We start from the raw sequence: 26,256 nt of genomic DNA, 5'->3' as shown, positions 1-26,256 counted from the left end.
AAAGCTTGACTTTCTCAAAAAAAGTTGTAACTTAGGTATGTTAAAAAACTACAGAAGACACAAGAGGTGAAGCTTTAGCTTCACCTCTTGTGTCTTCTAAGGTTATATGCTTTTGCCCTATAACACAACACTATTAACACAAAACAGTCAATACTATTTTGTCACAATTATTTACTATATTTGTGACAGATTTTATATTTAAAAATGGCTGTATCTGTTGAAAATAAAGTAAAAAAGGCAATTGCTAATTATAAAACGGGAAAAATATTTTTCCCGTCTAACTTTTTTAAATTTGGAACTTCCACAGCAGTTAGACAAGCTTTAAACAGATTAGAAGACGATGAATTTCTTTTAAGATTAGCCCACGGAATTTATCTTTATCCAAAAAGACATCCGAAATTTGGAATTCTATATCCTAGTATTGAAGAAATAGCGATAGCTATCGCTAAAAGAGATAAAGCTAGAATAATCCCTACAGGAATACATGCTCTAAATAAATTAGGATTATCTACACAAGTGCCAATGAATGTTGTTTACTTAACTGACGGATCTTCAAGGTCAATAAAAGTTAATAACGGAAGTGTGAAATTTAAAAAAGCTTCGCCAAAACTGCTTTCTGTGAAAAGCGATAAAATCATACTTGTAATACAAGCTTTAAAAGAATTAGGACAAAAAAATATAGATTCAAAAGTTAAAGAGCGAATAAAGCAGATATTATTAACAGTTGATGAAGATGTCATGATACATGATATAAAACTTGCACCTCAATGGATAGCCGAAATAATTAAAGAATTAATTGAACAATAAAAATGGAGGAATGGTTTAAATTAAGCGAGAACGATAGAAGAATTGTGATAAATCAAGTAAGTACTAAAACTGGGTTGCTTCCAGTTGCTGTTGAAAAAGATTTATGGGTAATGATAGCTTTGCAAGCTGTATTTTCAACAGAAGTCGCTGAACATATAGTATTCAAAGGAGGAACATCTCTCAGTAAAGCTTGGGGAATAATAGAAAGGTTTTCAGAAGACATTGATTTAGCTATAGACAGAGCATTTTTTGGTTTTAACGGTGAATTAAGTAGAGCACAAGTTAAGAATCTCAGAAAAACATCCTGTAAGTATATCGACGAAAAGTTCCATTTACTTCTTAAAGAAGCTCTTTTAAAAAATGGAGTAAAAGAATTTGAATTAAGTGTTACAGAATTTGAAGAATCAGACACAGACCCATTAGCGATAGAATTAAGATATAATTCAATAGTTGAGCAAAAAGAATATCTTCAACCAAGAATATTAATCGAAATTAGTTCAAGGTCTCTCATTGAACCATACGAAAATAAAAAGTTATCATCTCTTATAAGTGAAAGCTATCCAAAAGAAAACTTCATTGACCAACCAATAAATGTACCAACCGTAATTCCAACCAGAACTTTAATAGAAAAGATGTTCTTATTACATGAAGAATTTCAAAAACCAAAAGACAGAAAAATTAGAAGCGAAAGAATGACCAGACATCTTTATGATATTTCACGACTCATGGAAACGGAATATTTAGAAAAAGCAATTACTAACAAAGAATTGTATGATACTATTATAGAACATAGAAATAAATTGACAAAAGTTTCCTGGGTGGATTATGATAATCACAGATATAGTACTTTAAACTTTATTCCGCCAAAAGAAATAATAGATTATTACAAAAAAGATTACGAGGCGATGACAGAAAGTATGTTCTATGGAGAAACTGATTCGTTTGAGAATCTAATAAAAAAGTTGAAAAAATTGAACGATAGAATTAATGGTTTAGAGTAAAACTATCCCTAAGTAAACGCGAAGCCCCCTGACTTTACATTCTTTACCAATAAAAATAGCTGTAGTTGTTCTATATAAAAAAGTTATCTTGCAATTTAATAGATAACAAAAAGTTTTTATAAATAACCGTGGCTAAAGAAAAACACCTCTATAGAATTTTATTTCTGGTTTCAGTATTTCTGTTACTGCTTAACGACTTGTACTTGAAATACGAATACCATAATTATCTGACAGGTAAATTGTCTGATTTCGCTGGCTTATTTGCGTTCCCCTATTTCTTTAGTTGTTTCTTACCGAAAAAAATTAAGTCCATTTACATTTTAACAGGAATTTTATTTGTGTTTTGGAAATCGGAATTTTCACAACCACTTTTTGATGTTGCTCACGCTAACGGAATCGGTATTAACCGTGTTGTAGATTATTCAGATTTATTCGCTCTGTTTATTTTGCCTTTTTCTTATCAGTATTGGAAATCGGAATTTAAGAGCGTCAAAAAAATGAATAGAATATTTAAACCCATTATTATTGCTATTTGTTGTTTTGCGTTTATCGCCACTTCACAACCAAGAATGTCGCACAGTTATGATTTGAAATCGGACTTTGAAACAACCATAACTTCAAAAATAGATTCCACAACAATGAAAATGTACTTTTATAGACCTGATAAAGTGGGCGGATATAGATATACAGTTGAAGTTCCTGACAGAAGGACTTGGATAGAAACCAAAGTAGAAATAACGGAACTACCCGACGGTAAATTTAAAGTTAAACTGGACAGTATTTTAAACTATACTATGACTGGAAATGGCAGTTTTTTCTTTAGTAATTATGACAAAGATGATGTTGAATACGTTGAGAACCTAAGTAAGGCTGATATTGAAAAATTATTTGAAAAGCAGTTAAAAGAGCAATTGAAGGAAAAATAATTATTTTCAATTCTGTATTCTACAATAAAAAGCGAATAAAATTAATACATTAATGCGTACCGATATAGTAATTAAACGACTGCTATTTTATTGGGTTTCGAGTTTTTTTCTTGCGACTTTAGTGTATTATTTACTATGGGTTATAATGCCTGGTCATCGTGTTTTTGGGTCACTTTATAGGATGTTCTTGTACCATTGGAAGTTCCCGATTTTATATATTTTAATCCCTTGCTTTTTTTATGGCATACTAGCAACGCTTTTAGCAAATAAGTTTAAAAGCAAAAATGTATCAGGTAAAATTATAATTACGATTTTAATTATTGTTTTGACCGTACTTATCAGCTCACCATTTGGAGGGATGCTTTGGCACTATCACGATATGCAAGCAGGTTATTTTCCAGAAAATTGGATTTCAAAAATGGTAAGTTATGGAATTTCATGGGGATTTCAAATGGGATGGATTGTTATTGGTTTATCTGTTCCTTACAATATTATTGGGTCCGTAATATGTTACTTTTTGACAAAAAAGGGAATTGAACTTTTCAATGATGAACCCCTCGACTTGTAGAAAATCGCTGAAAGTATATGGCCCCAAAAATCCACCAACACTTTAAACTCTATAAACCCTTTGGTATGCTTAGTCAATTAAGTTCAAATAGTGAACGGCAACTACGAAAGAAACGGTTTTTGAGTGAGCTGTATAATTTTCCTGAAGGGAGTATGCCCATTGGTCGTTTGGACGAGAAGTCAGAAGGGCTGTTGTTAATCACAACCGATGGTAAATTAAGCGACACTATTAACCGTTCTGGTATTGAAAAGGAATATTATGCCCAACTGGATGGTGAAATTACCGAAGAAGCCATCGAAAGCATTAAAAGTGGAATGGAAATAGGATTTGAAGGTAAGAAATATCTAACCAAACCTTGTGAAGTAACTAAACTTAAAGTCTCCATTAATTTACCAGAACCAGACCCAAAAATAAGAATCGGCCGTCACCGTCCTAATTCTTGGGTAAGCATTATACTTACCGAAGGTAAATTCCGTCAGGTTCGTAAAATGACTGCTGCCGCAGGTTTTCCTACGTTACGCTTAGTTCGTGTAAGAATTGGTAATATAAAGTTGGACGATCTACAAAAAGGTGAGGTTTTGAAAGTAATCGATTTAAACACACTGACCCAGTAATCATATAAAATTAAAATATTAAATTAGCTAACTTGGTTTAGATGAAATATCCCAAACATATAGATTGGAGCCAAAACAGATAAAAAATTACCAAAATGACTTAAAATTTAAACTTATGATACATAAAATTCAACTCATTTCAATTGTAATAGTATTTATGTTGGTATCTACCATATCAACCGAAGCACAAACCATTAAAGCAGAAAAAGGCTATTCCACGCAAATAGGAAATATGGTTTCTATGTTAGAAGATTTAAAAAGTAGAATTACTCGGAGAATTGCTAATCTCAATCAAGAAGAAACAGACTTTTTATTGGACGAGGATGCCAACCGGATAGGAGCGTTGATTTACCATTTGGCAGCTACTGAAAAGTACTATCAGCTCTACACTTTTGAAAATAGGGGATTTAAAAAAGATGAAGAAAAATGGTCTACTGCTTTGAGTTTAGGTGAGAACGCTAGAGGGAAATTAAAGGATAAACCTATTGATTATTATCTCGATATTTGGGACGAAGTGCGAAAAGAAACGTTACGACTTTTAAAAACAAAAGATGACAAATGGTTTGAAGCCAACGTAAAAGGGAGCAGTATGAACAACCATTGGGCATGGTATCATGTAATGGAACATCAGGCCAATCATATGGGGCAAATTGCACTAATTTCTTCAAGATTTTAAGAATAGAAATACTGTTATACCACAATGAAACCACAAATAAGACCGTATATCTTAGCAGAAACCAACTGGAAGCACCTCAAAGATGCTGACATAGAATTAGCTATTTTACCTTGGGGTGCTACAGAGGCTCACAACTATCATTTGCCTTATGGTACCGATAATTTTGAGTCAGAATACATAGCAGCTGAAGCTGCGAGAATTGCTTATGAAAAAGGAGCAAATTTAATTGTACTGCCTACCATTCCATTTGGTGTAAATACGGGACAAAGTGATATTTACCTAGATATAAACATGAATCCATCAACCCAGATGGCAATTTTAAGCGATATAATTGAAGTGTTAAACAGACAGGGTATTCATAAGTTATTAGTTTTCAATAGCCATGGTGGTAATGATTTTAAAACTTTATTGAGAGAATTAGGATTGAAATACCCCAATATGTTTTTATGTACTTCCAATTGGTTTCAAGCTATGGATAAGGAGAAGTATTTTGAAAATAAAGGAGACCATGCCGATGAAATGGAAACAAGTTTGATTTTACATCTAAAACCAGAATTGGTATTACCACTTGAGGAAGCTGGTGATGGAAGTGAGAATAAGCATAAAGTAAAAGCTTTTTCTGAATCTTGGTTATGGACAGAAAGACCATGGTCTAGGGTGAGTAAAGATACTGGAATTGGTAACCCTAAAAAAGCAACCAAAGAAAAGGGAGCTCAATTTTTTAAAGATGTTACCGAGAAAATAGGTAATGTTTTAGTTGAGATCTGTAATTTGGATAAAGAAAATATGTACCAATAAAATATATGTAAAATGACAAAGTATATAGCCATTCTAAGAGGTATTAACGTTGGAGGACACCGTAAAATTTTAATGGCTGATTTAAAGCAATTGTTGGAAAAAATGGGTTTACAAAACGTAATTACTTATATACAAAGTGGTAACGTTATTTTTTCAAGTACCATGTCAGAGAAAGATGCTGAAAAAGCCATGAAAAAAGCAGTTCATGAAAAATACGGATTTGATGTTCCCGTTTTGGTTAGAACCGTAAATTATTTTCATAATTTGATCGATAACAATCCCTATTTAAAGGATGAAAATGTTGATATAAACCAGCTTTATGTTACTTTCTTGTCAGAAATCCCTAATGAATCAGCCATTGAGAAATTGGAAAACACAGATTTCAATAAAGACAAATTTACCGTAATTGGCGATGTTGTTTTTCTCTGTTTTAATTCCAAATTGAGCGATTCGAAATTGGACAATAATATTATTGAGAAGAAACTAAATTTAACCGCAACTACTAGAAATTGGAAAACCGTTTTAAAATTAATTGAATTATCGGGTAATTAACATATAATATTGTTTTTCACTTCTTCAAATTTATATTGACAAATGCGTCAATGATTGTTTCAATAACGGCAAGCAAAGAGTTGTTCTCTTCTTACATTTGTAATAATCGGAAAAAAGAAGTTTAATTAATCTGTAAAGCAGATTCTAATATTAAAAAGATGAAAAATATAAAAGCACTATTTGTTGTTTTGGTGTTGGCAAGTGCCACATTGTTTGCCCAAGAAGCAACAAAGGATTTACAAAAATTTAACGAAATAAAAGGTTACGACCAACTAAATATTACTTTAGTAAAAGCCTCTTATAACAAAGCGGTAATAACCGGTGATGATATTGATAAAGTGGCAATTGACAATAAAGATGGTTTATTAAAAGTACGTATGGAAATTGAAAAATTCCTTGATGGTAACGAAACCAAAGTTACAATTTACCACACCGAAGATTTAAAATTAATAGATGCAAACGAAGGAGCGACGATTACTTCTGAGGATGAAATAGAGTCTAACTATTTATCGTTACGCTCTCAAGAAGGAGCAAAAATCAACGTAAAAATTGATGCTAAAAACGTAAACATAAAAGCGGTAACCGGTGGTTTTATAACAGTAAATGGAGAAACGGATAATCAAGATGTTTTGATTAGGACCGGTGGCGAGTTTCACGGTAAAGCGTTAGAATCCAATCGTGCCGATGTTACTATTTTTGCGGGTGGAAAAGCCTTTGTAAATGCTGAAGATTATGTTGATGCAACGGTTAACGCAGGTGGTACTATTGAGATTTTCGGTAATCCCAAAAAAGTGAAAGAGGACAAAAAACTTGGAGGAGAAATTATTGTCAGAAAAGATATGTAATTATTAATCCATTCGTAGTATATCTAAAAAAGTGAAGCTGTAAACCTAGTTTACGGCTTCACTTTTTAAATACATATTCGATTATAATATTGTAAATTTAAAAATGATTTTTGTTAAAATAAACCCAATAACTGAATTCAGGGGGTAATGGGTTAAAGCTTCACTCTATATTTGTAATGATATTTAAACTGTTTGGATAACATTTCAGCAGTTTACCAACCCAAACAATGCAACAGATTATCGAAACTATTATTTATGACTATTCTTACTTTAGTTTGTACGGACTAACGTTCGTATATTTTCTGTTCTTGTATTTTGTGTTGGCACCATTGTTTTTATCGGTTTGTAAACTCTTAAACAAAAAGGGCATTCTCCATAAAATTATCAATAAAAAGGTAAAACGAAAACAATTGATTTTTGAAATCAAACATTCCTTTAAATCCATTGTCATTTTCGGATTTTCAGTCTTACCTATTATTTATTTAATCAGAATTGGCAAAATTACATTGTTGCCAGATACTTTTTTGAATATCATTATAGGAATTGTGGTATTGACAGTTTGGAACGAAATTCACTTTTTTGTGGTACACAGAATCATGCATTTGCCTTTTTTTATGAAGCGGGTGCATTTTGTGCATCATCAATCTAGAGTGCCAACGGTTTGGTCGGTCTATAGTTTTCATTGGTTTGAAGCTTTTTTGTTGAGTACCGTTCCACTGACCATAATGCCATTTGTACCATTTTCTATCATTGCTGTTTTTCTATATCCCCTTGCCAGTATTTTACTGAATTATGCTGGACATTGCAATTACCGTTTTGGAGATGGTTACGGAAATTCATGGAAGCTTTTTGGAACGTTTCATAACGAACATCATTCAAGAGGGAGGGATAATTACGGTTTTGCATCTAACGCATTGGATAAATTTTACCAACGCTATATTAAGAAACATTAATATGAAAAAAGAAGAAGTATATATTACAGGAATCGGTGCTTTTTTACCGAATAAACCAATTGATAATAACCAAATGGAAGACTATTTGGGTGTTATCAATGGTAAAAAAAGTGCGGTTAAAGACCGAATTTTAAAGCAGAACGGAATTAAAACTAGGCATTATGCTCTTGATAAGAACCAAAAAAGTACGCATAGCAATGCTGAACTCGCTGCTAATTCCATAAAATTAGCATTAGAGAAAAGTGGAGTAGATGCAAAGGCAATAGAATTGCTTTCAACGGGTACAACGCAAGGCGATTTGCCCGTTCCGGGATTTGCAAGTATGGTTCATGCCTTGACGGATTTCGATAAATGCGAACTGGCAAGTTTTCAAAGTGTTTGTTCAAGTGGAATGATGGCATTAAAAAATGCATTTACACAAATAAAATATAAAGAAAAGCAAGAAGCTGTAGCGGTGGGAAGCGAGTTTGCGAGCCGTTTATTTAAAGGGTCAAGATTTGACGGGCAACAACAAAAATCAGTACCTTTTGATACTGAATTTTTACGTTGGATGCTTTCAGATGGAGCAGGAGCGATGGTATTGTCCAATAAAAGAAATGCTAAAGGGTTATCACTGAAAATTGATTGGATGGAATTAAAATCTCATGCCAATGAATTTCCTGTCTGTATGTTTACAGGAAAAAACGACAACAAAAATGAAAAAGAAGCGACTTGGTTGGATTACGCAGATTATGAATCGGCCTCGAAGGCTGGAGCGATAAATCTAAAACAGGACATCAGATTATTAGATAAAGTAATTCAAGTAGGTGTGGCCCACTATTTTGAATTGATTGACAAAGGAATGGTCAATCCTGATAAAACAGATTGGTTGTGTTGCCATTATTCTTCTGAATATTTTAAAAAACCCATAAAGGATTTAATGACCAAAGGTGGAGCCTTTATTTCAGATGATAAGTGGTTCAGTAATTTAACCACAAAAGGGAATACCGGAGCTGCATCTATTTATATAATGTTGGAAGAATTGTTGTATTCTGGCAAGTTAAAAGCTGGGGAAACTATTTTGTGCATGGTGCCTGAAAGTGGTCGTTTTATCACTTCTTTTATGCAATTGACCGTTGTTGGTCAAGATGAAAATACCAAAATGTATCCTACTAGAAAAATAGAAGCACCTGAATTGATAGTGGAAACGAACCCGACATCTGAATGGCTAGTACGTCAACTCACTCAGATTTGGATTGACTTTGAAACAAAATTGTTGCAAGTACCTATCGTATCAAAAATCCACAGTGGACAATTAAGATTTGATGATTATAAACTGTTAGTACACGATTTACGCCAACAAGTTATTGATGGTTCGCAATGGATATCAAGAGCAGCCTCAAATATAGATATTGAATTGTTTGAGTTGCGTTCGGCATTCATTAAACATACCGCTACAGAACACAAAGATTTTCAAATCTTAGAACGAAATTTTGTAGCTTTAGGCGAATCTTTAGAAGACATCCAAACAGGAAATAAAAATATTGGAAGTGTAGCACTGACCTCATTTATGTTTCAACAAGCTAGTAAAAATAATCCGATTGATTTGTTGGGAGCCATGTTTATTATTGAAGGCATCGGTAAAAGATTGGCGGGTTATTGGGGCGAAATGATTAAAGATCAATTGAAATTAAATAAAGATCAAGTTTCATTTTTCACCTATCATGGTGTTGCTGATGAAAACCATTTCCATCAACTGGAAGAAGCTTTAAATCACCCATTTATGAATATGGAGTTGGCAAAACAAATAGCCAAAACAGCAAAAACAACGGCAAAGTTATATGAAATGCAGTTGGCGGAATTGGGGAATTATTAATAAAAAGCTGGAAGTTGGAAAACCGAAGTGAAAACTATGTTATGAATTCAGCATGAGTATTGTCCCCTTGAGGATTATTGAAATGAAAATATATTTTCATTGAAGATACAGAGCGAAGCTCATTAGGGGTGTTTTTACTGAGTTTATTTATACTATCAACGATTCAGAATAACTAATTAACCCGAAACAGAATAACCACAAACACAAAAACAACAAAAAATGTCAAACGAATTAGATATTTCAAAACATGATAGTCGCGATCCAAACCCTTGGTTGGCAATGTATTTAGATAGCAGTATTCCGATTAACGAGAAAACTAAACAAGCGTTGATGCGTGATAATAATTCCAAATCGGCTCGGTATTTATTGCCGTTTGTTCAATTATGGTCAAAAATAACAATGTTTTTTATTCATATTTTTAAGTTTATTTTCCCGAAATTGTTCAATTCGTCTAAAATTCTGCACAGAATGTTGGCTTGGGGATTAAAAACTTGGGTAAGCCCTGATGCCAATTTATTAATCTTTAGGCATTTTCATGTAGGCAGCGATATTTTAGCATTTATAGTTGCAAATATTGATGGTGTAGAAACCAAATCGAGTCCATTAAGACCTAAGAATTTTGAGGAAGTAAAAGATGATTTATTCTTATTGCACGATTTGAATTTATACAACTTTGTTATCAATTTGAATAGCGAATTGAAGATGAAACAATTAACTATTAAGGAGAAGAAGAATTTAGATTTGTCAATGATTACAGAAGATCAATTTGACCATATTGAGTTTCCAAACAAGTGGACCAATATTTTAGATTTACGCTCGGCGATAGAATTATTTACACCATTTTATCAATTGTTTTTAACGGCAAATGATTTTGTTAGGGCATCAAATTCGTTACAATTAGATGAAACAATTGCCATTTATACAGCCCAAATTTTAGGTACACCGGGACATTTAGGTTTGGTCAACAACAAGCATCCTATGGTGCCAGCCACTACATATAGTGCTGCCTATAGATTGGTATTGCATGGTTTGGCCTCAGAAACTTTACACGAAATATTGGTCAATTTAAAATTAGGAAAATCTAACGACGGTGTGATGACGCCAAAGTCGGCTTAATTCACATCTTCCTCCTTTAACTGATTCCAAACTTTAATTTCATCATTTTTAGAAATCCCATCTTTAATTTCAACTTGAATTCCATCGCTTACGCCTAAGGTTATGTTTTTTCGCTCAAAACCATTACCATTTTTTACTTCAACAAATGGTGCCTTTGTGTCTTTGTCAAATTGTACCAAAGCCTCTTTGATAGCAAGTACACTATCGGCTCTAGCCAAAATGATGGAAGCATTGGCACTTAAACCTACCCTGATAAAAGTACTGTCTTGTTTTTTTAGAATTCCCTCAATTTCAAATTGAATGGCTCCGTTTTCTAAATTTCCTTTGGGTGCAATATAATCGAGGGTAGCATCAAAAACTTGATTTTCAACCGCACCAACGGTAATTTCTAATGGCAATCCTTCTTTAACTTTACCAACATCGGACTCATCGATTTTACCTTCAAAAATTAATTTATTTACATCTGCCAAAGAAGCAATGGTTGTACCTTCATTAAAATTATTGCTTTCAATTACCTGATTTCCAACTTCTACCGGCACTTCCAGTACCATCCCCGAAACGGTAGATCTTATTAAGGTATTTGCAGAATTTCCTAATCCACGGGTAGAACCTGTTTTTACGATTTCATAATTTTGGTTTGCGGCACTATAACTTTGTTTTGATTGGTTGTAAGCCACTTCCGCCTGTTCTAATTCTTGTTTGGAAATAACACCTTTATCGAATAAAGCTTTTTGGCGATCGTAATTTCGTTTTTGATTGTCCAAATCAATTTTGTTGGATTGAATTGCATTTTTAGCGTTGTTTAACGATGATGAATTCGGAATTACTTTAATCTTAGCGATTAAATCTCCCTGTTTAACATTGTCGCCACCTTTAACATATATTTCTTGTATAACCCCAGAGATATTGGGTTTTATCAATACTTCCTCTATGGGTAAAATGCTCCCCGTTGCCACAGTTTTTTTGACTATTGTCTGTGTGGTGGGTTTTTCGGTTTTATAAACCACAGGATCTTCAGCATTTTTGGTATAGAGATAATACATTGCTCCCGCAAAGGTTATCACTATAAAAAGTAATATAAATATGGTTACTGATTTTTTCATTGGTACAATTATTTAGTATATGATTATTTTGTTATTCGGTTCTTAATGCTTCTATGGGTTTGACCTTGATGGCATTTTGGGCGGGGATAAAACCTGCCAATAAGCCAGAAATAATTAATATGCTTAAAGCTGCGGTTACAACCCCCAAGTTTACACTAGGGTTAGCAAACATGTCCACAGGGCCACTGCTTTCAATTGCAAAATTGATTAGATATATAATTATTGAGGCAAATACTATCCCAGCCATGCCCGAAATAATAGTTAAAAACACTGATTCGGTAAGTATTTGCCCACGAATGTTCCATGGGGAAGCTCCTAGAGACCTTCTAATTCCAATTTCTTTGGTGCGTTCTTTCACTACAATAAGCATAATGTTGCTTACCCCAATTACACCAGATATCAGCACCATAATCCCTACAAAATAGGCAATGATTCTTATGGCGGCAAAAAGCCGTTGTACTTTACTATATTCCTCAAACAAGTCAAAATGCCCTATGGCTCTTTCATCTTCTGGGTGTATTTTATGATTTCTTCTTACAATGTCAAAAACCCCTTCTTTAATGTCAGTTATTGGTTTCCCATCTACGGCGGTTACGGCCATCCATCCCACACGATTGCCCATATTAAACGCCTGTGAAAAAGCGGTAAAAGGAATAAATATTTCTTTTTGGGCCTCTTCGCCATCACCACCAGAGGTTTTTTTCTTATAGACCCCGATTACCATAAAATTTACACCTTGTATTTTTATATAAGAACCTAACACATCTTCCTCTTTTTCGTACAAACTGCTTCTTACACCTCTACCGATAACTGCTACTTTTCGGTTTTTATTGATGTCGTTCTGATTTATAAATCTACCTTTTATAATATCCATCGGTTCTTGTTTAATAATCTCCGGATAATCTCCGTAAACATTAAATGCTCCTGTTTTAATTCCCCTCACTACGTTATTAGCACCATTAAATCCTCCCAATTGATTACGTGGAGATATATATCTAAGATTTGGAACATTTTGACGAATATCTTCTACATCTTGAGTGGTATAATTAAAACGTCTGTCTTTTGGCATACCTTGATATGCTTTTGTGGCTGTTCGTGTCCACATAAACATAGTGTTTGTGGCTGTATCACCAAAGTCAAGATTAACGCCGTTTTCAAACCCTTTACCTGCAGCTAATAAAATGATGAGAATGAAAATACCCCAAAACACTCCAAAAGCAGTCAATACTGTTCTGAACCAATTGGCAGACATTACTTCTAATATTTCGCTCCAGCGGTCCCTGCTAAACATTGTTATTGACTTATTGTTATTGGTTAATCGTATTTTTAATACTTATTTATCTATCCTTTAATTTTTTGGTTTTACGCAGATTATGCTGATTTACATTAAAGGACAATCATCATTCGTTAATCGTTAATCACTCGTCTCTTAAGGCTACAATCGGTTGAACTTTTGCTGCTCTCCATGCGGGAAAAAATCCTGCTAAAGCTCCAGCAACTATTAATAAAATGACCATGGTCATGGCAATTGAAAAATTTACGGTGGGATTCGATATATAATCAACTTCAACATTTGGCCCTAAAATTTCTAACAGCCCCATGCTCAAAATTAAACCTGCAAACCCAGAAACGGCCGTTACAAAAATGGACTCATGCAAAATCATTCCAACGATTGACATGGGCTTGGCACCCAGTGCTTTTCTAATTCCTATTTCTTTAGTTCGTTCTTTAACAATGATTAGCATAATATTGCTAACACCAACAACACCGGCTATAATTGTACAGATGCCTACAAACCAAAAGAACATAGCAATATTATCTGTTAAGGTAAAGAAACGCTTTGCCTCTTCTTGTGCACTGTAAATTCCTATAGCACTGTCATCTGGGGCAACTTGATGGGCTTTTTGTAAATGTTGCTTTAGTTTAGCAGTGAATCTTTTGGCAGCAAAAACCGATTCATCAAAGGTTTTTTGTGGAGCCATGGTAAACGACATATTTGCCATTCTGTTTTTACCGTTAAAAATGTTTTGAGCGGTACTGGTAGGTATATAAATTCTATTCTCTTCACGTTCCCCACCTTGGTCAGTATATACGCCAACAATCTTAAAGTTGATTCCAGAGAGTTGCAAATATTCATTCAAAGGATTTTCAACATCCTTCATCAATTCGCGTTTTATTTTTTTACTGATAATTACAACTTTATGTAATTTATCCATATCTATTTGGTTCAAAAAACGCCCATTGATCATTTTAACATTTTCTATTTTTTGATAATCGGGACTTACCCCTTGAATACCGTATGATCCGGATTCTTTTTTGTAATTGATGGTTGAATTCCAAACTCTAAAAACTCCCGATTTATATTCAATATCATCAGCAAAAATAGTAGAGGCATTATCAAAATCTGAATTACGTAAGTTTATTGATCTTCCAGGATTCAATCCGTTAAATTCTTTTGTAGTAACTTCTGTCCAAACCCAAACTTTGTTAATCGCATCTTGTTCAAATTCTTTACGGATGCCATTTTGAAAACCCTGACCAAAACCTAACAGAATCACCAAAATAAAAATGCCCGATGCTACGGAAAGTCCAGTTAAAAACGTACGTAATTTGTTTTTGCTTATGGTTTCAAATATTTCTTGCCAACGATCAAGATCGAACATTAATGCAGTATTTTTTTAATTGATGATTATAAAAGCCGAATTGCTTTTATAATAGACGACGAAAGATGTGGGTTTGTTACAATAATTTTGGAAAAGAATTGATAATTAACATTTAGTAAGGCCTATCCATAAAAAAACCACGCTAAAAGCGTGGTTTTACTTAACCAATTTAAATTCAAATAATAGTGGATTGGCCAATATGAATGTTATGATAATTAATGTTCGTATCCTCTGGATATTGAATGTAATCCGCAATAAAATCACCTACTTTGGTAGTTGTTATTTTAGATTTTGGGTTAATATCAGGCGTAGATATTTTTAGTTCCAAAGATTTGTCAACTGCTTTATGGATTAACGCTGCTTCTTCAAATAATTCAAAATGTTCTAATAACATTGCGGCAGATAAGATTGAAGCTATTGGGTTAGCTATTCCTTTACCTGTTGCTTGTGGGTAAGAGCCGTGAATAGGCTCAAAAACCGCATGTTTTTCTCCAACTGAAGCGGAGGCTAATAAACCGATTGAGCCACCAATAACACTTGCTTCATCAGAAATAATATCACCGAATAAATTGTCGGTCAAAATTACATCAAACTGAGTAGGGTTTAAGATCATTTGCATTGCAGCATTATCGATAAAAAGATAATCGAGCTTTACATCTTTGTATTCTTTTGCAATTTCAGTAACAACTTTTCTCCATAGTCTTGAAGATTCCAATACGTTAGCTTTATCGACCAACGTTAATTTTTTTCTCCTATTTTGAGCAGCTTTAAAAGCAGCATGGGCAATACGTTCAATTTCGTAAGCACTGTATTCTCCTAAATCAGAAGCAGTTTTGCCATCTTTACTTATTTTTTTCTCACCAAAATAAATACCGCCTGTAAGTTCACGGTAAATGGTTAAGTCAGCACCTTTAATAATTTCTTCTTTTAAAGGTGATTTATCTAACAGTTGTGCAAAAGCTTTAACAGGTCTAATGTTGGTAAACAGCCCTAAGTCCTTTCGCATTTTGAGCAATCCTTGTTCTGGTCTTACTTTTGCAGAAGGATCGTTATCATATTTAGGATCACCGATGGCACCAAAAAGAACGGCGTCCGTTTTCAAACAAAGATCTAATGTTTTCTGTGGGAAAGGTTCTCCCGTTTTGTCAATGGCCACGGCACCAACCAAAGCCTCTTTAAAAATGAAGGTATGGTTGAATTGGTGAGCAACTGCTTCCAATACTTTTTTAGCTTGTTTTGTTACTTCAGGTCCAATACCATCTCCTGGTAAAACTGCAATATTTAATTTCATGTGTTTATTCTTATTTTTTATTATAGTTAATTATAAAAACTAGGCAACAATAGAGATCTCTACACTACTGGTTTTAATTATTTCATGAATATCATCATCTCCAATTTCTTTCTTTTTATCTGCAAAATTTAAAAATATAGGATATACTTCATCCAATTGAACCTTAGTTAGCTCGTAACCTACTTTTTTTGCTCTGTACGCCAATGCAGCCCTTCCACTTCTGGCAGTCAAGACAATAGCAGAATCGGTTACACCAACATCTTTTGGGTCTATAATTTCGTAAGTCTCTCTGTTTTTTATCATTCCATCTTGGTGAATTCCAGAACTGTGAGCAAAAGCATTGGCACCCACAATGGCCTTATTGGGCTGTACATAAATTCCCATTTTTTCAATCACCATTTGGCTGGTGTCGTATAACAACTGTGCGTTTATACCTGTATCTAAATTTAAATAAGGATGCTGTTTCAATATCATTACGACTTCTTCTAAAGCAGTGTTTCCAGCTCTTTCACCAATACCGTTTATGGTACATTCAATTTGTCTGGCACCATTAATAACTCCTGCAATGGAATTTGCTGTTGCTAATCCTAAATCGTTATGGCAATGGCAAGACAAAATGGCTTTATCAATACCTTTTACATTTTCTTTAAGATATTTCATTTTGGCACCGTATTCTTCTGGCAAACAATATCCCGTAGTATCGGGAATATTCAATACAGTTGCTCCTGCTTTAATTACCGCTTCGCAAACTTGAGCCAAATATTCATTATCGGTTCGGCCTGCATCTTCAGCATAAAATTCTACATCTTCAACAAACGATTTAGCATATTTCACAGCATCAACTGCTCTTTCTATTATTTTTTCGCGAGTGGAATTAAATTTATGTTGAATATGAGAATCTGATGTACCTATACCCGTATGTATCCTTGGTTTTTTAGCATATTTTAATGCTTGTGCAGCAACTTCAATATCTTTTTTTACCGATCTTGTCAATCCGCAAACGGTAGCATTTTTTACCAATTTTGAAATTTCTTCGACAGATTTAAAATCACCTGGACTCGAAACCGGAAATCCCGCTTCGATAATATCAACACCTAAATCATCTAAACGTTCAGCAATAACTAATTTCTGTTCTGTATTTAACTTACAACCAGGTACTTGCTCTCCGTCTCTTAGCGTGGTGTCAAATATTTGGACTTTATCTTTGTTCATTTTTTTAGTGCTAAATTTCTTTAATAAAGAACGAATTTATATTTTGCTGTGCATTTTAATGTAAAATATAATGTATTTTTACAATGCTTAACCCAAGCAAGGTGTATTTAAATAACTGATAATAAGAAATATAGAACTTTATTTGTTACAATGACTAGCCAACAAAAAGATAATTTATTTGTTTTAGTAAAATCGCTATCAAAATCGGAAAAAAGACAATTTAAATTATATGTTGGCCGACTAGGAGGTAATACCGACTCTAAGTTCTTGGCTCTTTTTAATTTATTGGATAAATTAAAAAAATACGATGAAAAATCTATCTTAAAAAGTGGAATTGTAAAAAAAGCACAACTTTCCAATTTAAAAGCACATTTATACAAACAAATTTTAATTAGTTTAAGATTAAATCCGTTGCATCAAAACACTAGAGCTCAGATTAGAGAACAACTGGATTTCGCCACGATTTTATACCATAAAGGATTGTACCGACAAAGTTTAAAATTGTTGGATAAAGCCAAAAATACCGCCATTGACAATGAGGAAAAAATATTGGCGTATGAAATTGTAGAATTAGAAAAAGTAATTGAATCTCAGTATATTACACGAAGTATCAGTAATCGTGCAGATGAACTCACCGAGCAGGCCAAATCACTAAGTATTCAAAATACAATAACCAGTAAATTGTCAAATTTGTCATTACAATTATATGGTATTTTATTAAAATCAGGTTACGCTAAAAATAATGAAGAGTATAAAATTATTACAGATTACTTTAATGCCAGAATGCCAAAATTTAAGCTTTCTGACTTAGGGTTTAGAGAAAAATTATGGTTGTACAAATCTTATTTATGGTATAGTTTTTTAATACAAGATTTTCTAAATTCTTATAAATATGCTTCGAAATGGGTAGATTTATTTATGAAAAATGAAAGTATGATTCGCCTAAATCCTGTATTTTTCTTGAAAGGATATCATTATTTATTAGAATCTCTTTTCTATACGCAATACCATTCAAAATTCAAGAAGGCATTGGCTAAGTTTGAGACCACTATTAAAAGAGAAAATTTATTGCCGAACGAGGATAATGTGAACGTATTGAGTTTTATGTACTTGTACAGCAATAAATTAAATTTACATTTTTTAGAAGGTTCTTTTAGGGAAGGTTTGCCATTGGTTGATGAAATTTTAAAAGGAATAAAACTTTATAAAGATAGAATTGATGATCATCATATCATGGTGTTTTATTACAAAATTGCGAGCTTGTATTTTGGTGCAGGAAACTGTAAAAAGTGTATTGAATATTTAGATAAAATCATCAATAATAAAACATTAGAAATGCGGGAAGATTTACTCTGCTTTTCTAGAATATTAAGTTTATTTGCACATTACGAAGTTGGATTGGACTATCATTTGGAAGTGCAGTTAAAAAGTACATATAAGTTTCTGCTAAAAATGAACGAACTGAACGAAGTTCAAAAAGAAATGATAAAGTTTTTGCGAACAATTGGTGATGTTTACCCACATGAATTCAAAAAAGAGTTTATAAAATTACACACTACCTTAAAACAATACGAAGATAATCCTTACGAACGTAGGGCATTTCTATATTTGGATATTTTGTCATGGTTAGAGAGTAAAATTGAAAACAGGCCAATTGATGAGATTATTCAAGAAAAATTTAGATTAGGGAAAAGATAATTTTTTAAATACAACTCTCCCAAATACTATCATTAGGCACATCTCCAATTACTGAAATCACTTCCTTACTTACTGGATGGACAAATTCAATAGCCCTGGCGTGTAAATTTATTCCGCCGTCAGTGTTACTTCTTTTGGCTCCATATTTTAAATCTCCTTTTATTGGTGATTTTATGGCGGATAACTGAACTCTAATTTGATGGTGTCTGCCTGTTTCTAAATCAACTTCCAACAAAAAATAATTATCCAGCGTTTTAATGAGTTGATAATGCAAAACAGCTTTTTTAGCATCATTAGTCGGTTTTGGAAATGCTGTAGATTTGTTGTTTTTAGGATTTTTTTTAAGGTAATGAACTAACGTGTCTTTTTCTTTTTCAGGTTTATTCTTTACTATTGCCCAATAGGTTTTTTTTATTTCTTTGTCCCTTAACATTTTATTAAGCCGTTCAAGTGCCTTTGAGGTCCTTGCAAAAATAACAATACCACTTGTAGGTCGGTCTATACGATGGACTACACCTAAAAATACATTGCCCTTTTTGTTGTATTTTATTGCAATGTATTGTTTCACGATTTCGCTGAGTGGTGTGTCACCAGTTTTATCGCCTTGAACAATAACGCCCACACGTTTATTCACGATGATAATATGATTATCTTCATATAAAACTTGTATATTATCTTTGGTAGATTTCATTTTAGAGCTTGGTTTGCAAAAGGTTAAAAGTTTCGCATCTTCGGACTTTTATTTTCCTCCTTAACAATTTCATTCAACTCCCCAATATAATTCAACAACTCCTCTCTACCGTCTTTGCTTGTAGCGGATGTAACAAAAATTCTTGGAATACCGCCCCAGCCAGCTTGTAACATTTTGTTTTCAAAAATTTGTAGGTTTCTATTTATTTCATTAAGTTTTAACTTGTCAGCTTTGGTAAAAACAAGCATAAACGGAATTTCGTTTTCACCTAAAAATCTCATAAATTCTAAGTCAACTTTTTGAGGTTCATGACGGCTATCTACCAATAAAAAGGTGCAAACCAACTGTTTGCGGTTTAGAAAATAATCTTGAATAAAATTTTGAAAAATTGCACGTTTACTTTTTGACACTTGGGCATAGCCATAGCCAGGTAGATCTACTAAAAACCATTCATTATTTATTTTAAAATGGTTAATGAGTTGTGTTTTTCCAGGTTTTCCTGAAGTTTTAGCCAAACTTTTCTGATTCGTTAACATATTAATCAGAGAAGATTTCCCAACGTTCGATCTGCCAATAAAAGCATATTCGGGTATTAAATCTTTGGGACATTTATGTATATCTGTATTGCTGACAACAAATTCAGCGGTTTTAATTTTCACAATAATTATTTTGTAATTAAGTCTTACGATCAACAGGCCTGTCACACCAATTTTTCTCACTACTATAATACGCGTAGTAAATTCCCTCCCTTCGGGAGGGCTAGGGAGGGCTTTTACAACTTCTCTTTATTCAACCAATCTTCTAAATACTCGTTAAATTTGTCAGCATGCTCCATCATAGGAGCATGTCCGCATTTATCGATCCAATATAAAGTTGATTTTGGTAACAGTTCGTTAAATTCTTCCGCTACCTCTGGAGGTGTCACTTCGTCATTTTTGCCCCAAATAAGACCCGCTGGCACGTTCATTTTAGGCAAATCTTTAGCCATGTTATGACGGATAGCACTTTTGGCAATAGCCAAGGTCCGTATTAATTTATTTCTATCGTTGATACTTTCGTAAACTTCATCAACTATTTCTTTTGTAGCCACTTTAGGGTCGTAAAAAACACTTTCCGCTTTGTTTTTTACATACTCATAATCACCTCTTTTTGGGTAGCTTTCGCCCATGGAATTTTCATACAGTCCTGAACTTCCGGTAAGCACTATACCAGCTACTTTTTCAGGATATTGTTTGGTATAGTATAATGCAATATGACCACCTAGAGAATTACCTAGTAAAATATAATTATCTAATTTTTTATGTTCGGTAAATGTTTTGATAAACTTTGCTAAGTTTTTAACATTGGTTTTTAACAGCGGAAGTTTGTAAATTGGTAATTCTGGCATTAAGATTTTATACCCTTTAGATGAAAAATATTCAAAAACCTGGTCAAAATTGCTCAGATTACCCATTAATCCGTGTAAAATAATAATCGGTTGTCCTTCTCCAGCTTCAAGGTAATTGAATTTTCCTTCTTTCTTGTATTCGTATCCCATTAATAAATTGGTTTGTTGCTTACTGACAAAAATAATGAATTTGGATTAAAGTACCGCAATTCTTTAAAATACCACAAGTTTTATTCCTAAAAAAACAGACGAAAATCATAAATACCTATAAATCAATACAATATTTTTCAAAATAGAAAGTTATTAACAAAGTGGTAAAAAATGGTAAAAAGTGGTAAAAATCTGTATATTTGTCATTAAATTTTTAATGCAGTGGTAAACTTGATAGGAACATACGAGTGCAAGGCCGATAAAAAAGGCCGCCTGATGTTGCCCTCTCAGCTAAAAAAACAACTGAATTCTGTATTGGATGAAGGGTTTGTGATTAAGCGAGCGGTGTTTCAGCCTTGTCTTGAAATTTACCCAATGAGCGAGTGGAATGTACTGATGCAAAAAGTAAACAAGCTAAACAGGTTTGTAAAAAAGAACAATGATTTTATCAGAAGATTTACCGCTGGCGTAAAAATGGTTGATTTAGATGCTTCTGGTAGATTATTGATACCAAAAGATTTGCACTCCTTTGCTGGTATTTCTAACGAAGTGGTTCTGTCTTCGGCAGTAAATATAATTGAGATTTGGGATAAAGCCAGCTACGAAAAAGCGATTGATGATGCTACAGGAGATTTTGCTCAATTAGCTGAAGATGTGATGGGTGGTGAAAATGAAATTCCAGATGAGTTATCATAATCCCGTATTGCTCTTTGAAAGTGTTGATGGTTTAGATATTAAACCGAATGGAATTTATGTCGATGTCACTTTTGGTGGCGGAGGTCATTCTAAAGAGATTTTGAAAAGACTCGGTCCTGAAGGAAAATTATTTGCCTTTGATCAAGACGAAGATGCTTTGCAAAATACAATTGATGATGAACGATTTACGCTGATTCATGAAAATTTTAGATTCACTTCAAGGTTTTTGCGATTCTACGGCATAAAAAAAGTAAACGGAATTTTAGCTGATTTAGGTGTTTCCTCACATCAGTTTGATGTAGCCGAAAGAGGGTTTTCTACTCGTTTTGATGCGGATTTGGATATGCGGATGCACCAAAAAGCTAAAAAATCTGCCTACAAGGTGATTAATCAATATAGCGAAAAAGTGTTAGGCGATGTTTTGTTTCAGTACGGCGAATTAAGAAATGCAAAAGCATTGGCAAGGGAAATTACATCCCATAGAAAAAACGAAACGATCAAAACCAGTTTTCAATTAAAAGAAGCATTGCAAAAATTTTTACCAAAAAAAAAAGAGCATAAAATTTTAGCTCAGATTTTTCAAGCCATTAGAATTGAAGTGAATGAAGAGCTGGAAGCATTAAAAGAATTTTTATTGCAGACCGAGGATTTGTTGGAAGCAGGAGGTAAACTGAGTGTAATTTCCTATCACTCTTTAGAGGACAGATTGGTGAAACGATATATAAGAAGCGGCCTGTTTGAGGGCGAACCCGAAAAAGATTTTTACGGAAATATTTCAGTTCCATTTAAAAAGGGAAAACTAATAACACCATCGGCAAAAGAAATTAAAGAAAACAACAGGGCACGCAGTGCCAAATTAAGAATTGCAACAAAATTGTAAATGGCAAAGGCTAAACAAACATTATATAACATTTTAAAAGGCAAGTTTTTGGTGGACGAAGGTGCTCCCAAAAACTGGTACATGCTTGTTTTTTTAGCGGCATTGGCTTTGATAATGATTGCGAGTTCGCACGGAATTGATAAAAAAGTGCAAGAAATAGCAGTACTCAATAAAAAAATGAGAGAGAAACGTGACATTTTTATCGCTACGCGTTCAGACTTGATGAAGCTCAAAATGGAATCGTCCATAATTAAAAGATTGGAAGAAAAAGGATTATTTATTCCTGAAAACCCACCACAAAAAATTGTAGTTAAAGCAGAATAAAAAAATTGGCAATAGAGAAAAAAAACATATTGAACAGATTGTATTTATTGGCGGCGTTGATGTTTTTGTTTGCCATGGGCATTACCTACAAAATAATTGATATTCAATTTGTTCAAGGTGATTTTTACAAAGAAAAAGCAGAAAATCTTACTGTAAAAGATTTTGTGATTAAAGCCAATAGAGGAAATATTTACTCTTCCGATGGTAGTTTGTTGGCGACTTCGGTTTCCAAATTCGACATCAGGATGGACGCGGTTACGGTTTCCAACGAAAATTTCGAAAAGAATATTAAGGGATTGAGCAAATCGCTATCTCAAATGCTGGGCAAATCAGCTAGTCATTGGGAAAATTATATTCGTAAAGGGAGAAAAACCAAAAACAGATATTTATTTATTACCCGAAACTTGGGCTATAACGAATATTTAAAGATAAAAACCTTTCCCATGTTCAACTTGGGTACTTATAAAGGCGGAATTATTACCGAACAAAGAACTGTTAGGGAACATCCGATAGGCAAAATAGCTGAGCGAGCCGTAGGTTATGATGATTACAGAGGTAAAGTGGGAATTGAAGGTAATTTCTATGAGGATTTAAGAGGTACAAACGGAAAACGCCTCAAGCAAAAAATAGCAAAAGGACAATGGAAACCCTTAAATGATAATAATGAAGTAGAGCCTATTGATGGAAAAGACATTATCACAACCATTGATTTAGATATACAAGATATTGCTCATCATGCTTTATTAGGTCAGTTAGAAAAATTTGAAGCTGAACACGGAACGGTGGTGGTTATGGAGACCAAAACTGGTGAGATAAAAGGCATTTCAAATTTAGGTCGCAACAAAGAGGGCAACTATTACGAGCGTTTAAATTATGCTGTTGGCGAATCGCACGAGCCGGGTTCTACCTTTAAATTAATGAGTATGATGGTTGCTTTGGAAGATAAAGTTATTGATACTTCAACGGTAATCGATACAGGTAACGGTGCGTATAAAGTATATAACAGAACAGTTAGGGATTCGCATAGAGGTGGTTACGGAGAGATATCCGCTGGTCGTGTTTTTGAAGTTTCTTCAAATATTGGCTTGGTTAAGGCTATCGAAAAATACTATGGGAAAAATCCTCAAAAATTTATTGATGGTCTTAATAGAATGGAAGTGGGTTATAAATTGAACCTTCCTATAAAAGGAGAAGGTGAGCCTACATTGCCAAATCCTAAAAGTAAGGACAAGTGGTACGGAACTTCGTTGGCATGGATGACCCATGGTTATGGTGTGCATATGACGCCCATGCAAACATTGGCAATTTATAATGCGGTGGCGAACAATGGCGAAATGGTAAAACCACGATTTATAAAAGAAATTAGAGATCAAAACCAAGTTGTTGAGCCTAATAAAGGGAAAGTAGTCATCAATCCTAAGATAGCATCACAAGAAACCATCGATAAAATGAAGGACTTGATGAGGAAAGTGGTAAAACAAGGAACGGCTACCAATATTTATAACAAAAATTATGAATTAGCCGGGAAAACGGGTACGTGCCAAACAGAATATTGGACGGAAAACACACAGTACATAGCCTCTTTTGCTGGGTATTTTCCGGCTGACAACCCTGAGTATTCTTGCATTGTAGTCATTCACAAGCCCAACAAAAAAATTGGCTATTACGGTAACGTAGTGGCAGCTCCAGTTTTTAAACAAATTGCTCATAAAATATATACCAAAACTCCCGTAATGGATGAGGTTAAAGGTTTTAAAAATAGTCCTGAATTGATTGCTGAGAATTTTGAAAGCTATAATTCCAATGCAAACAAAACATACGAAACGATGCCTAATCTTAAAAACATGAATGGTATGGATGCCGTGGCCTTATTGGAAAACTTAGGATTAACGGTTGTTTTTAAAGGTACGGGAAAAGTATTAAGCCAATCTGTTAAGGCTGGGGAAAAATTTGATAAAACTAAAATTGTAGAACTGACACTTTCGTGAAAAAATTAAAGGACATATTGTACAGAGTAGCTGTTGAAGCGGTATATGGCAGTACCGACATCGATATAAATTCGCTTGTTTTCGATTCACATAAAGTGACTACAAACGATGTGTTTATCGCGGTAAAAGGAACTATTGTTGATGCTCACAAATTTATTCCTTCGGTAATTGAACAAGGTGCTTCCGTAGTGGTTTGTGAAGATTTGCCTAAAAATCCCGATAAAAATATAGTTTTTATTGTGGTTAAAGATTCGCAAGAGGCATTGGCAATTATGGCGGATAACTTTTACGGCAACCCCTCTCAACAATTAAAGTTGATTGGCATTACGGGTACAAATGGAAAAACCACCATTGCAACCTTACTTTATAATTTATTTAAAAAAGCAGGTTTTAAAGTTGGATTGTTGTCAACCGTAAAAGTGTTGGTTAACGATCAAGAATTTCCGGCAACACATACAACGCCAGACTCATTGACCATCAATAGGTATTTAAAGGCCATGGTAGAAAATGGTGTTACGCATTGTTTTATGGAAGTGAGTTCGCACGGAATCCATCAAAAACGCACTAAAGGATTGCATTTTACTGGGGGTAGTTTTACAAACCTGTCACACGATCATTTAGATTATCATAACACATTTGCGGAATACAGGGATATTAAAAAATCATTTTTTGACGAGTTGCCAAAAACGGCTTTTGCCTTGGTAAATATTGATGACAAAAATGGGTTGGTTATGCTTCAAAATTGTGAAGCTAAAAAATACACCTATGCCTTAAAAACAGTTGCAGATTACAAAGCCAAGATTTTAGAAAACCAATTGGGCGGATTGTTATTGACCATAAATACACACGAAGTTTGGTCAAAATTGATAGGTACTTTTAACGCATACAACATTTTGGCAATTTATGCTACTGCAGATTTATTGGGCATTGAATCCATCGAAAATTTGAGATTGTTGAGCGAATTAGAAAGTGTAAGCGGGCGTTTCCAATATCTAATTTCTGATAGCGGAATCACGGCAATTGTTGATTATGCCCATACGCCAGATGCATTGAAAAATGTTTTGGAAACCATTAGTGCCATCAGAACTTATAATGAAAAAGTGATTACAGTTGTGGGATGCGGCGGTGATAGAGACAAAACCAAGCGACCCAAAATGGCACATATTGCTACGCAGTTATCCAATCAAGCAATTTTCACTTCTGACAATCCTAGAACTGAAGATCCACAAACTATTATAGAGGAAATGGAAGCTGGAGTGGAGCCACAGAATTTTAAAAAATACATATCCATTGCAGATAGAAGACAAGCCATAAAAACGGCAAGTGCCATGGCGGAAAAAGGGGATATTTTATTAATAGCAGGAAAAGGGCACGAAGCCTACCAGGAAATTAATGGTGTCAGAACCCATTTTGATGATTACGAAATCATCACCGAAACATTAAAGGAATTACAAAAATAAAG

26 protein-coding genes are annotated in these 26,256 nt (G+C 33.8%); 18 read left to right on the top strand and 8 right to left on the bottom strand.

What is annotated here, in order from left to right; genetic code table 11:
- The first annotated feature begins 204 nt into the window (after positions 1-204).
- The 12 genes from UMM65_RS04825 (at position 205) to UMM65_RS04770 (ending at position 10,711) form a co-directional block, all read left to right on the top strand.
- Entirely contained in the window at positions 205-807 is a 603-nt protein-coding gene (locus UMM65_RS04825; protein ID WP_321975349.1) for a DUF6088 family protein, read from the top strand.
- A 2-nt stretch (positions 808-809) separates the two neighbouring features.
- On the top strand, positions 810-1,808 hold the full coding sequence (locus tag UMM65_RS04820) for a nucleotidyl transferase AbiEii/AbiGii toxin family protein (protein WP_321975348.1): 999 nt from the start codon (positions 810-812) through the stop codon (positions 1,806-1,808).
- Positions 1,809-1,936: 128 nt separating this feature from the next.
- On the top strand, positions 1,937-2,734 hold the full coding sequence (locus tag UMM65_RS04815; protein ID WP_321975347.1) for a hypothetical protein: 798 nt from the start codon (positions 1,937-1,939) through the stop codon (positions 2,732-2,734).
- 52 nt (positions 2,735-2,786) lie between these two features.
- Entirely contained in the window at positions 2,787-3,302 is a 516-nt protein-coding gene (locus UMM65_RS04810; RefSeq protein ID WP_321975346.1) for a hypothetical protein, read from the top strand.
- Positions 3,303-3,319: 17 nt separating this feature from the next.
- Positions 3,320-3,916 (top strand): pseudouridine synthase, encoded by a 597-nt coding sequence (locus UMM65_RS04805; protein WP_321975345.1) that lies wholly within the window; start codon positions 3,320-3,322, stop codon positions 3,914-3,916.
- Between the two features lie 115 nt (positions 3,917-4,031).
- Positions 4,032-4,592, top strand: a complete 561-nt coding sequence (locus UMM65_RS04800) for a DinB family protein (RefSeq protein ID WP_321975344.1) — start codon at positions 4,032-4,034, stop codon at positions 4,590-4,592.
- Positions 4,593-4,616: 24 nt separating this feature from the next.
- Entirely contained in the window at positions 4,617-5,390 is a 774-nt protein-coding gene (locus UMM65_RS04795) for a creatininase family protein (RefSeq protein ID WP_321975343.1), read from the top strand.
- Between the two features lie 12 nt (positions 5,391-5,402).
- On the top strand, positions 5,403-5,942 hold the full coding sequence (locus tag UMM65_RS04790) for a DUF1697 domain-containing protein (protein WP_321975342.1): 540 nt from the start codon (positions 5,403-5,405) through the stop codon (positions 5,940-5,942).
- Between the two features lie 158 nt (positions 5,943-6,100).
- Complete coding sequence (locus UMM65_RS04785; protein ID WP_321975341.1) at positions 6,101-6,787, top strand: head GIN domain-containing protein; 687 nt, start codon at positions 6,101-6,103, stop codon at positions 6,785-6,787.
- Positions 6,788-7,014: 227 nt separating this feature from the next.
- Positions 7,015-7,740 carry a sterol desaturase family protein gene (locus UMM65_RS04780; RefSeq protein WP_321975340.1) on the top strand — a complete coding sequence of 242 codons (726 nt, stop codon included), beginning with the start codon at positions 7,015-7,017 and terminating at the stop codon, positions 7,738-7,740.
- A 1-nt stretch (position 7,741) separates the two neighbouring features.
- On the top strand, positions 7,742-9,595 hold the full coding sequence (locus UMM65_RS04775; RefSeq protein WP_321975339.1) for a beta-ketoacyl-ACP synthase III: 1,854 nt from the start codon (positions 7,742-7,744) through the stop codon (positions 9,593-9,595).
- A gap of 219 nt (positions 9,596-9,814) precedes the next feature.
- The gene (locus tag UMM65_RS04770; RefSeq protein ID WP_321975338.1) at positions 9,815-10,711 is read left to right on the top strand and encodes a DUF6999 family protein; all 897 of its coding nucleotides are present in this window, start codon (positions 9,815-9,817) and stop codon (positions 10,709-10,711) included.
- Here the strand turns inward: UMM65_RS04770 and UMM65_RS04765 are convergent.
- The 5 genes from UMM65_RS04765 to UMM65_RS04745 form a co-directional block, all read right to left on the bottom strand.
- The gene (locus UMM65_RS04765; RefSeq protein WP_321975337.1) at positions 10,708-11,814 is read right to left on the bottom strand and encodes an efflux RND transporter periplasmic adaptor subunit; all 1,107 of its coding nucleotides are present in this window, start codon (positions 11,812-11,814) and stop codon (positions 10,708-10,710) included. The genes UMM65_RS04770 and UMM65_RS04765 overlap by 4 nt on opposite strands.
- A gap of 31 nt (positions 11,815-11,845) precedes the next feature.
- Positions 11,846-13,105, bottom strand: a complete 1,260-nt coding sequence (locus tag UMM65_RS04760; RefSeq protein ID WP_321975336.1) for an ABC transporter permease — start codon at positions 13,103-13,105, stop codon at positions 11,846-11,848.
- Positions 13,106-13,232: 127 nt separating this feature from the next.
- Positions 13,233-14,477 carry an ABC transporter permease gene (locus UMM65_RS04755; protein ID WP_321975335.1) on the bottom strand — a complete coding sequence of 415 codons (1,245 nt, stop codon included), beginning with the start codon at positions 14,475-14,477 and terminating at the stop codon, positions 13,233-13,235.
- A 175-nt stretch (positions 14,478-14,652) separates the two neighbouring features.
- Positions 14,653-15,768 carry a 3-isopropylmalate dehydrogenase gene (gene leuB, locus UMM65_RS04750; protein ID WP_321975334.1) on the bottom strand — a complete coding sequence of 372 codons (1,116 nt, stop codon included), beginning with the start codon at positions 15,766-15,768 and terminating at the stop codon, positions 14,653-14,655.
- A 39-nt stretch (positions 15,769-15,807) separates the two neighbouring features.
- Positions 15,808-16,980 carry a 2-isopropylmalate synthase gene (locus tag UMM65_RS04745; protein WP_321975333.1) on the bottom strand — a complete coding sequence of 391 codons (1,173 nt, stop codon included), beginning with the start codon at positions 16,978-16,980 and terminating at the stop codon, positions 15,808-15,810.
- Between the two features lie 150 nt (positions 16,981-17,130).
- Here UMM65_RS04745 and UMM65_RS04740 point away from each other — a divergent pair, with 150 nt between their 5' ends.
- On the top strand, positions 17,131-18,678 hold the full coding sequence (locus UMM65_RS04740) for a hypothetical protein (RefSeq protein ID WP_321975332.1): 1,548 nt from the start codon (positions 17,131-17,133) through the stop codon (positions 18,676-18,678).
- A gap of 4 nt (positions 18,679-18,682) precedes the next feature.
- Here the strand turns inward: UMM65_RS04740 and UMM65_RS04735 are convergent, their stop codons facing one another.
- The 3 genes from UMM65_RS04735 to UMM65_RS04725 form a co-directional block, all read right to left on the bottom strand.
- Positions 18,683-19,369 (bottom strand): RluA family pseudouridine synthase, encoded by a 687-nt coding sequence (locus tag UMM65_RS04735; RefSeq protein ID WP_321975331.1) that lies wholly within the window; start codon positions 19,367-19,369, stop codon positions 18,683-18,685.
- Positions 19,370-19,392: 23 nt separating this feature from the next.
- On the bottom strand, positions 19,393-20,028 hold the full coding sequence (gene yihA, locus UMM65_RS04730; protein ID WP_321975330.1) for a ribosome biogenesis GTP-binding protein YihA/YsxC: 636 nt from the start codon (positions 20,026-20,028) through the stop codon (positions 19,393-19,395).
- Between the two features lie 113 nt (positions 20,029-20,141).
- On the bottom strand, positions 20,142-20,906 hold the full coding sequence (locus UMM65_RS04725; RefSeq protein ID WP_321975329.1) for an alpha/beta fold hydrolase: 765 nt from the start codon (positions 20,904-20,906) through the stop codon (positions 20,142-20,144).
- 222 nt (positions 20,907-21,128) lie between these two features.
- Here UMM65_RS04725 and mraZ point away from each other — a divergent pair, with 222 nt between their 5' ends.
- Genes mraZ through UMM65_RS04700 form a run of 5 tightly spaced genes read left to right on the top strand, consistent with a single transcriptional unit; the run spans position 21,129 to position 26,254 of the window.
- A complete protein-coding gene (gene mraZ / locus UMM65_RS04720) occupies positions 21,129-21,602 on the top strand; it encodes a division/cell wall cluster transcriptional repressor MraZ (protein WP_321975328.1) in 474 nt (157 codons plus the stop codon).
- The gene (rsmH, locus tag UMM65_RS04715; protein ID WP_321975327.1) at positions 21,589-22,482 is read left to right on the top strand and encodes a 16S rRNA (cytosine(1402)-N(4))-methyltransferase RsmH; all 894 of its coding nucleotides are present in this window, start codon (positions 21,589-21,591) and stop codon (positions 22,480-22,482) included. Before mraZ ends, rsmH begins: the two co-directional genes overlap by 14 nt.
- Positions 22,483-22,806: an FtsL-like putative cell division protein gene (locus UMM65_RS04710; protein ID WP_321975326.1), complete on the top strand. Its 324-nt coding sequence runs from the start codon at positions 22,483-22,485 to the stop codon at positions 22,804-22,806. It begins immediately after the preceding gene.
- 5 nt (positions 22,807-22,811) lie between these two features.
- Positions 22,812-24,794 carry a penicillin-binding protein gene (locus UMM65_RS04705; RefSeq protein ID WP_321975325.1) on the top strand — a complete coding sequence of 661 codons (1,983 nt, stop codon included), beginning with the start codon at positions 22,812-22,814 and terminating at the stop codon, positions 24,792-24,794.
- Positions 24,791-26,254, top strand: coding sequence for a UDP-N-acetylmuramoyl-L-alanyl-D-glutamate--2,6-diaminopimelate ligase (locus UMM65_RS04700; protein WP_321975324.1), 1,464 nt, complete (start codon positions 24,791-24,793; stop codon positions 26,252-26,254). Before UMM65_RS04705 ends, UMM65_RS04700 begins: the two co-directional genes overlap by 4 nt.
- Positions 26,255-26,256: the final 2 nt, after the last annotated feature.

Source organism: Aureibaculum koreense (assembly GCF_034296135.1).
GTDB lineage: Bacteria > Bacteroidota > Bacteroidia > Flavobacteriales > Flavobacteriaceae > Aureibaculum.
The sequence above is the reverse complement of the archived record's forward strand: the minus strand, read 5'-3'. Positions and strand labels throughout refer to the sequence as shown.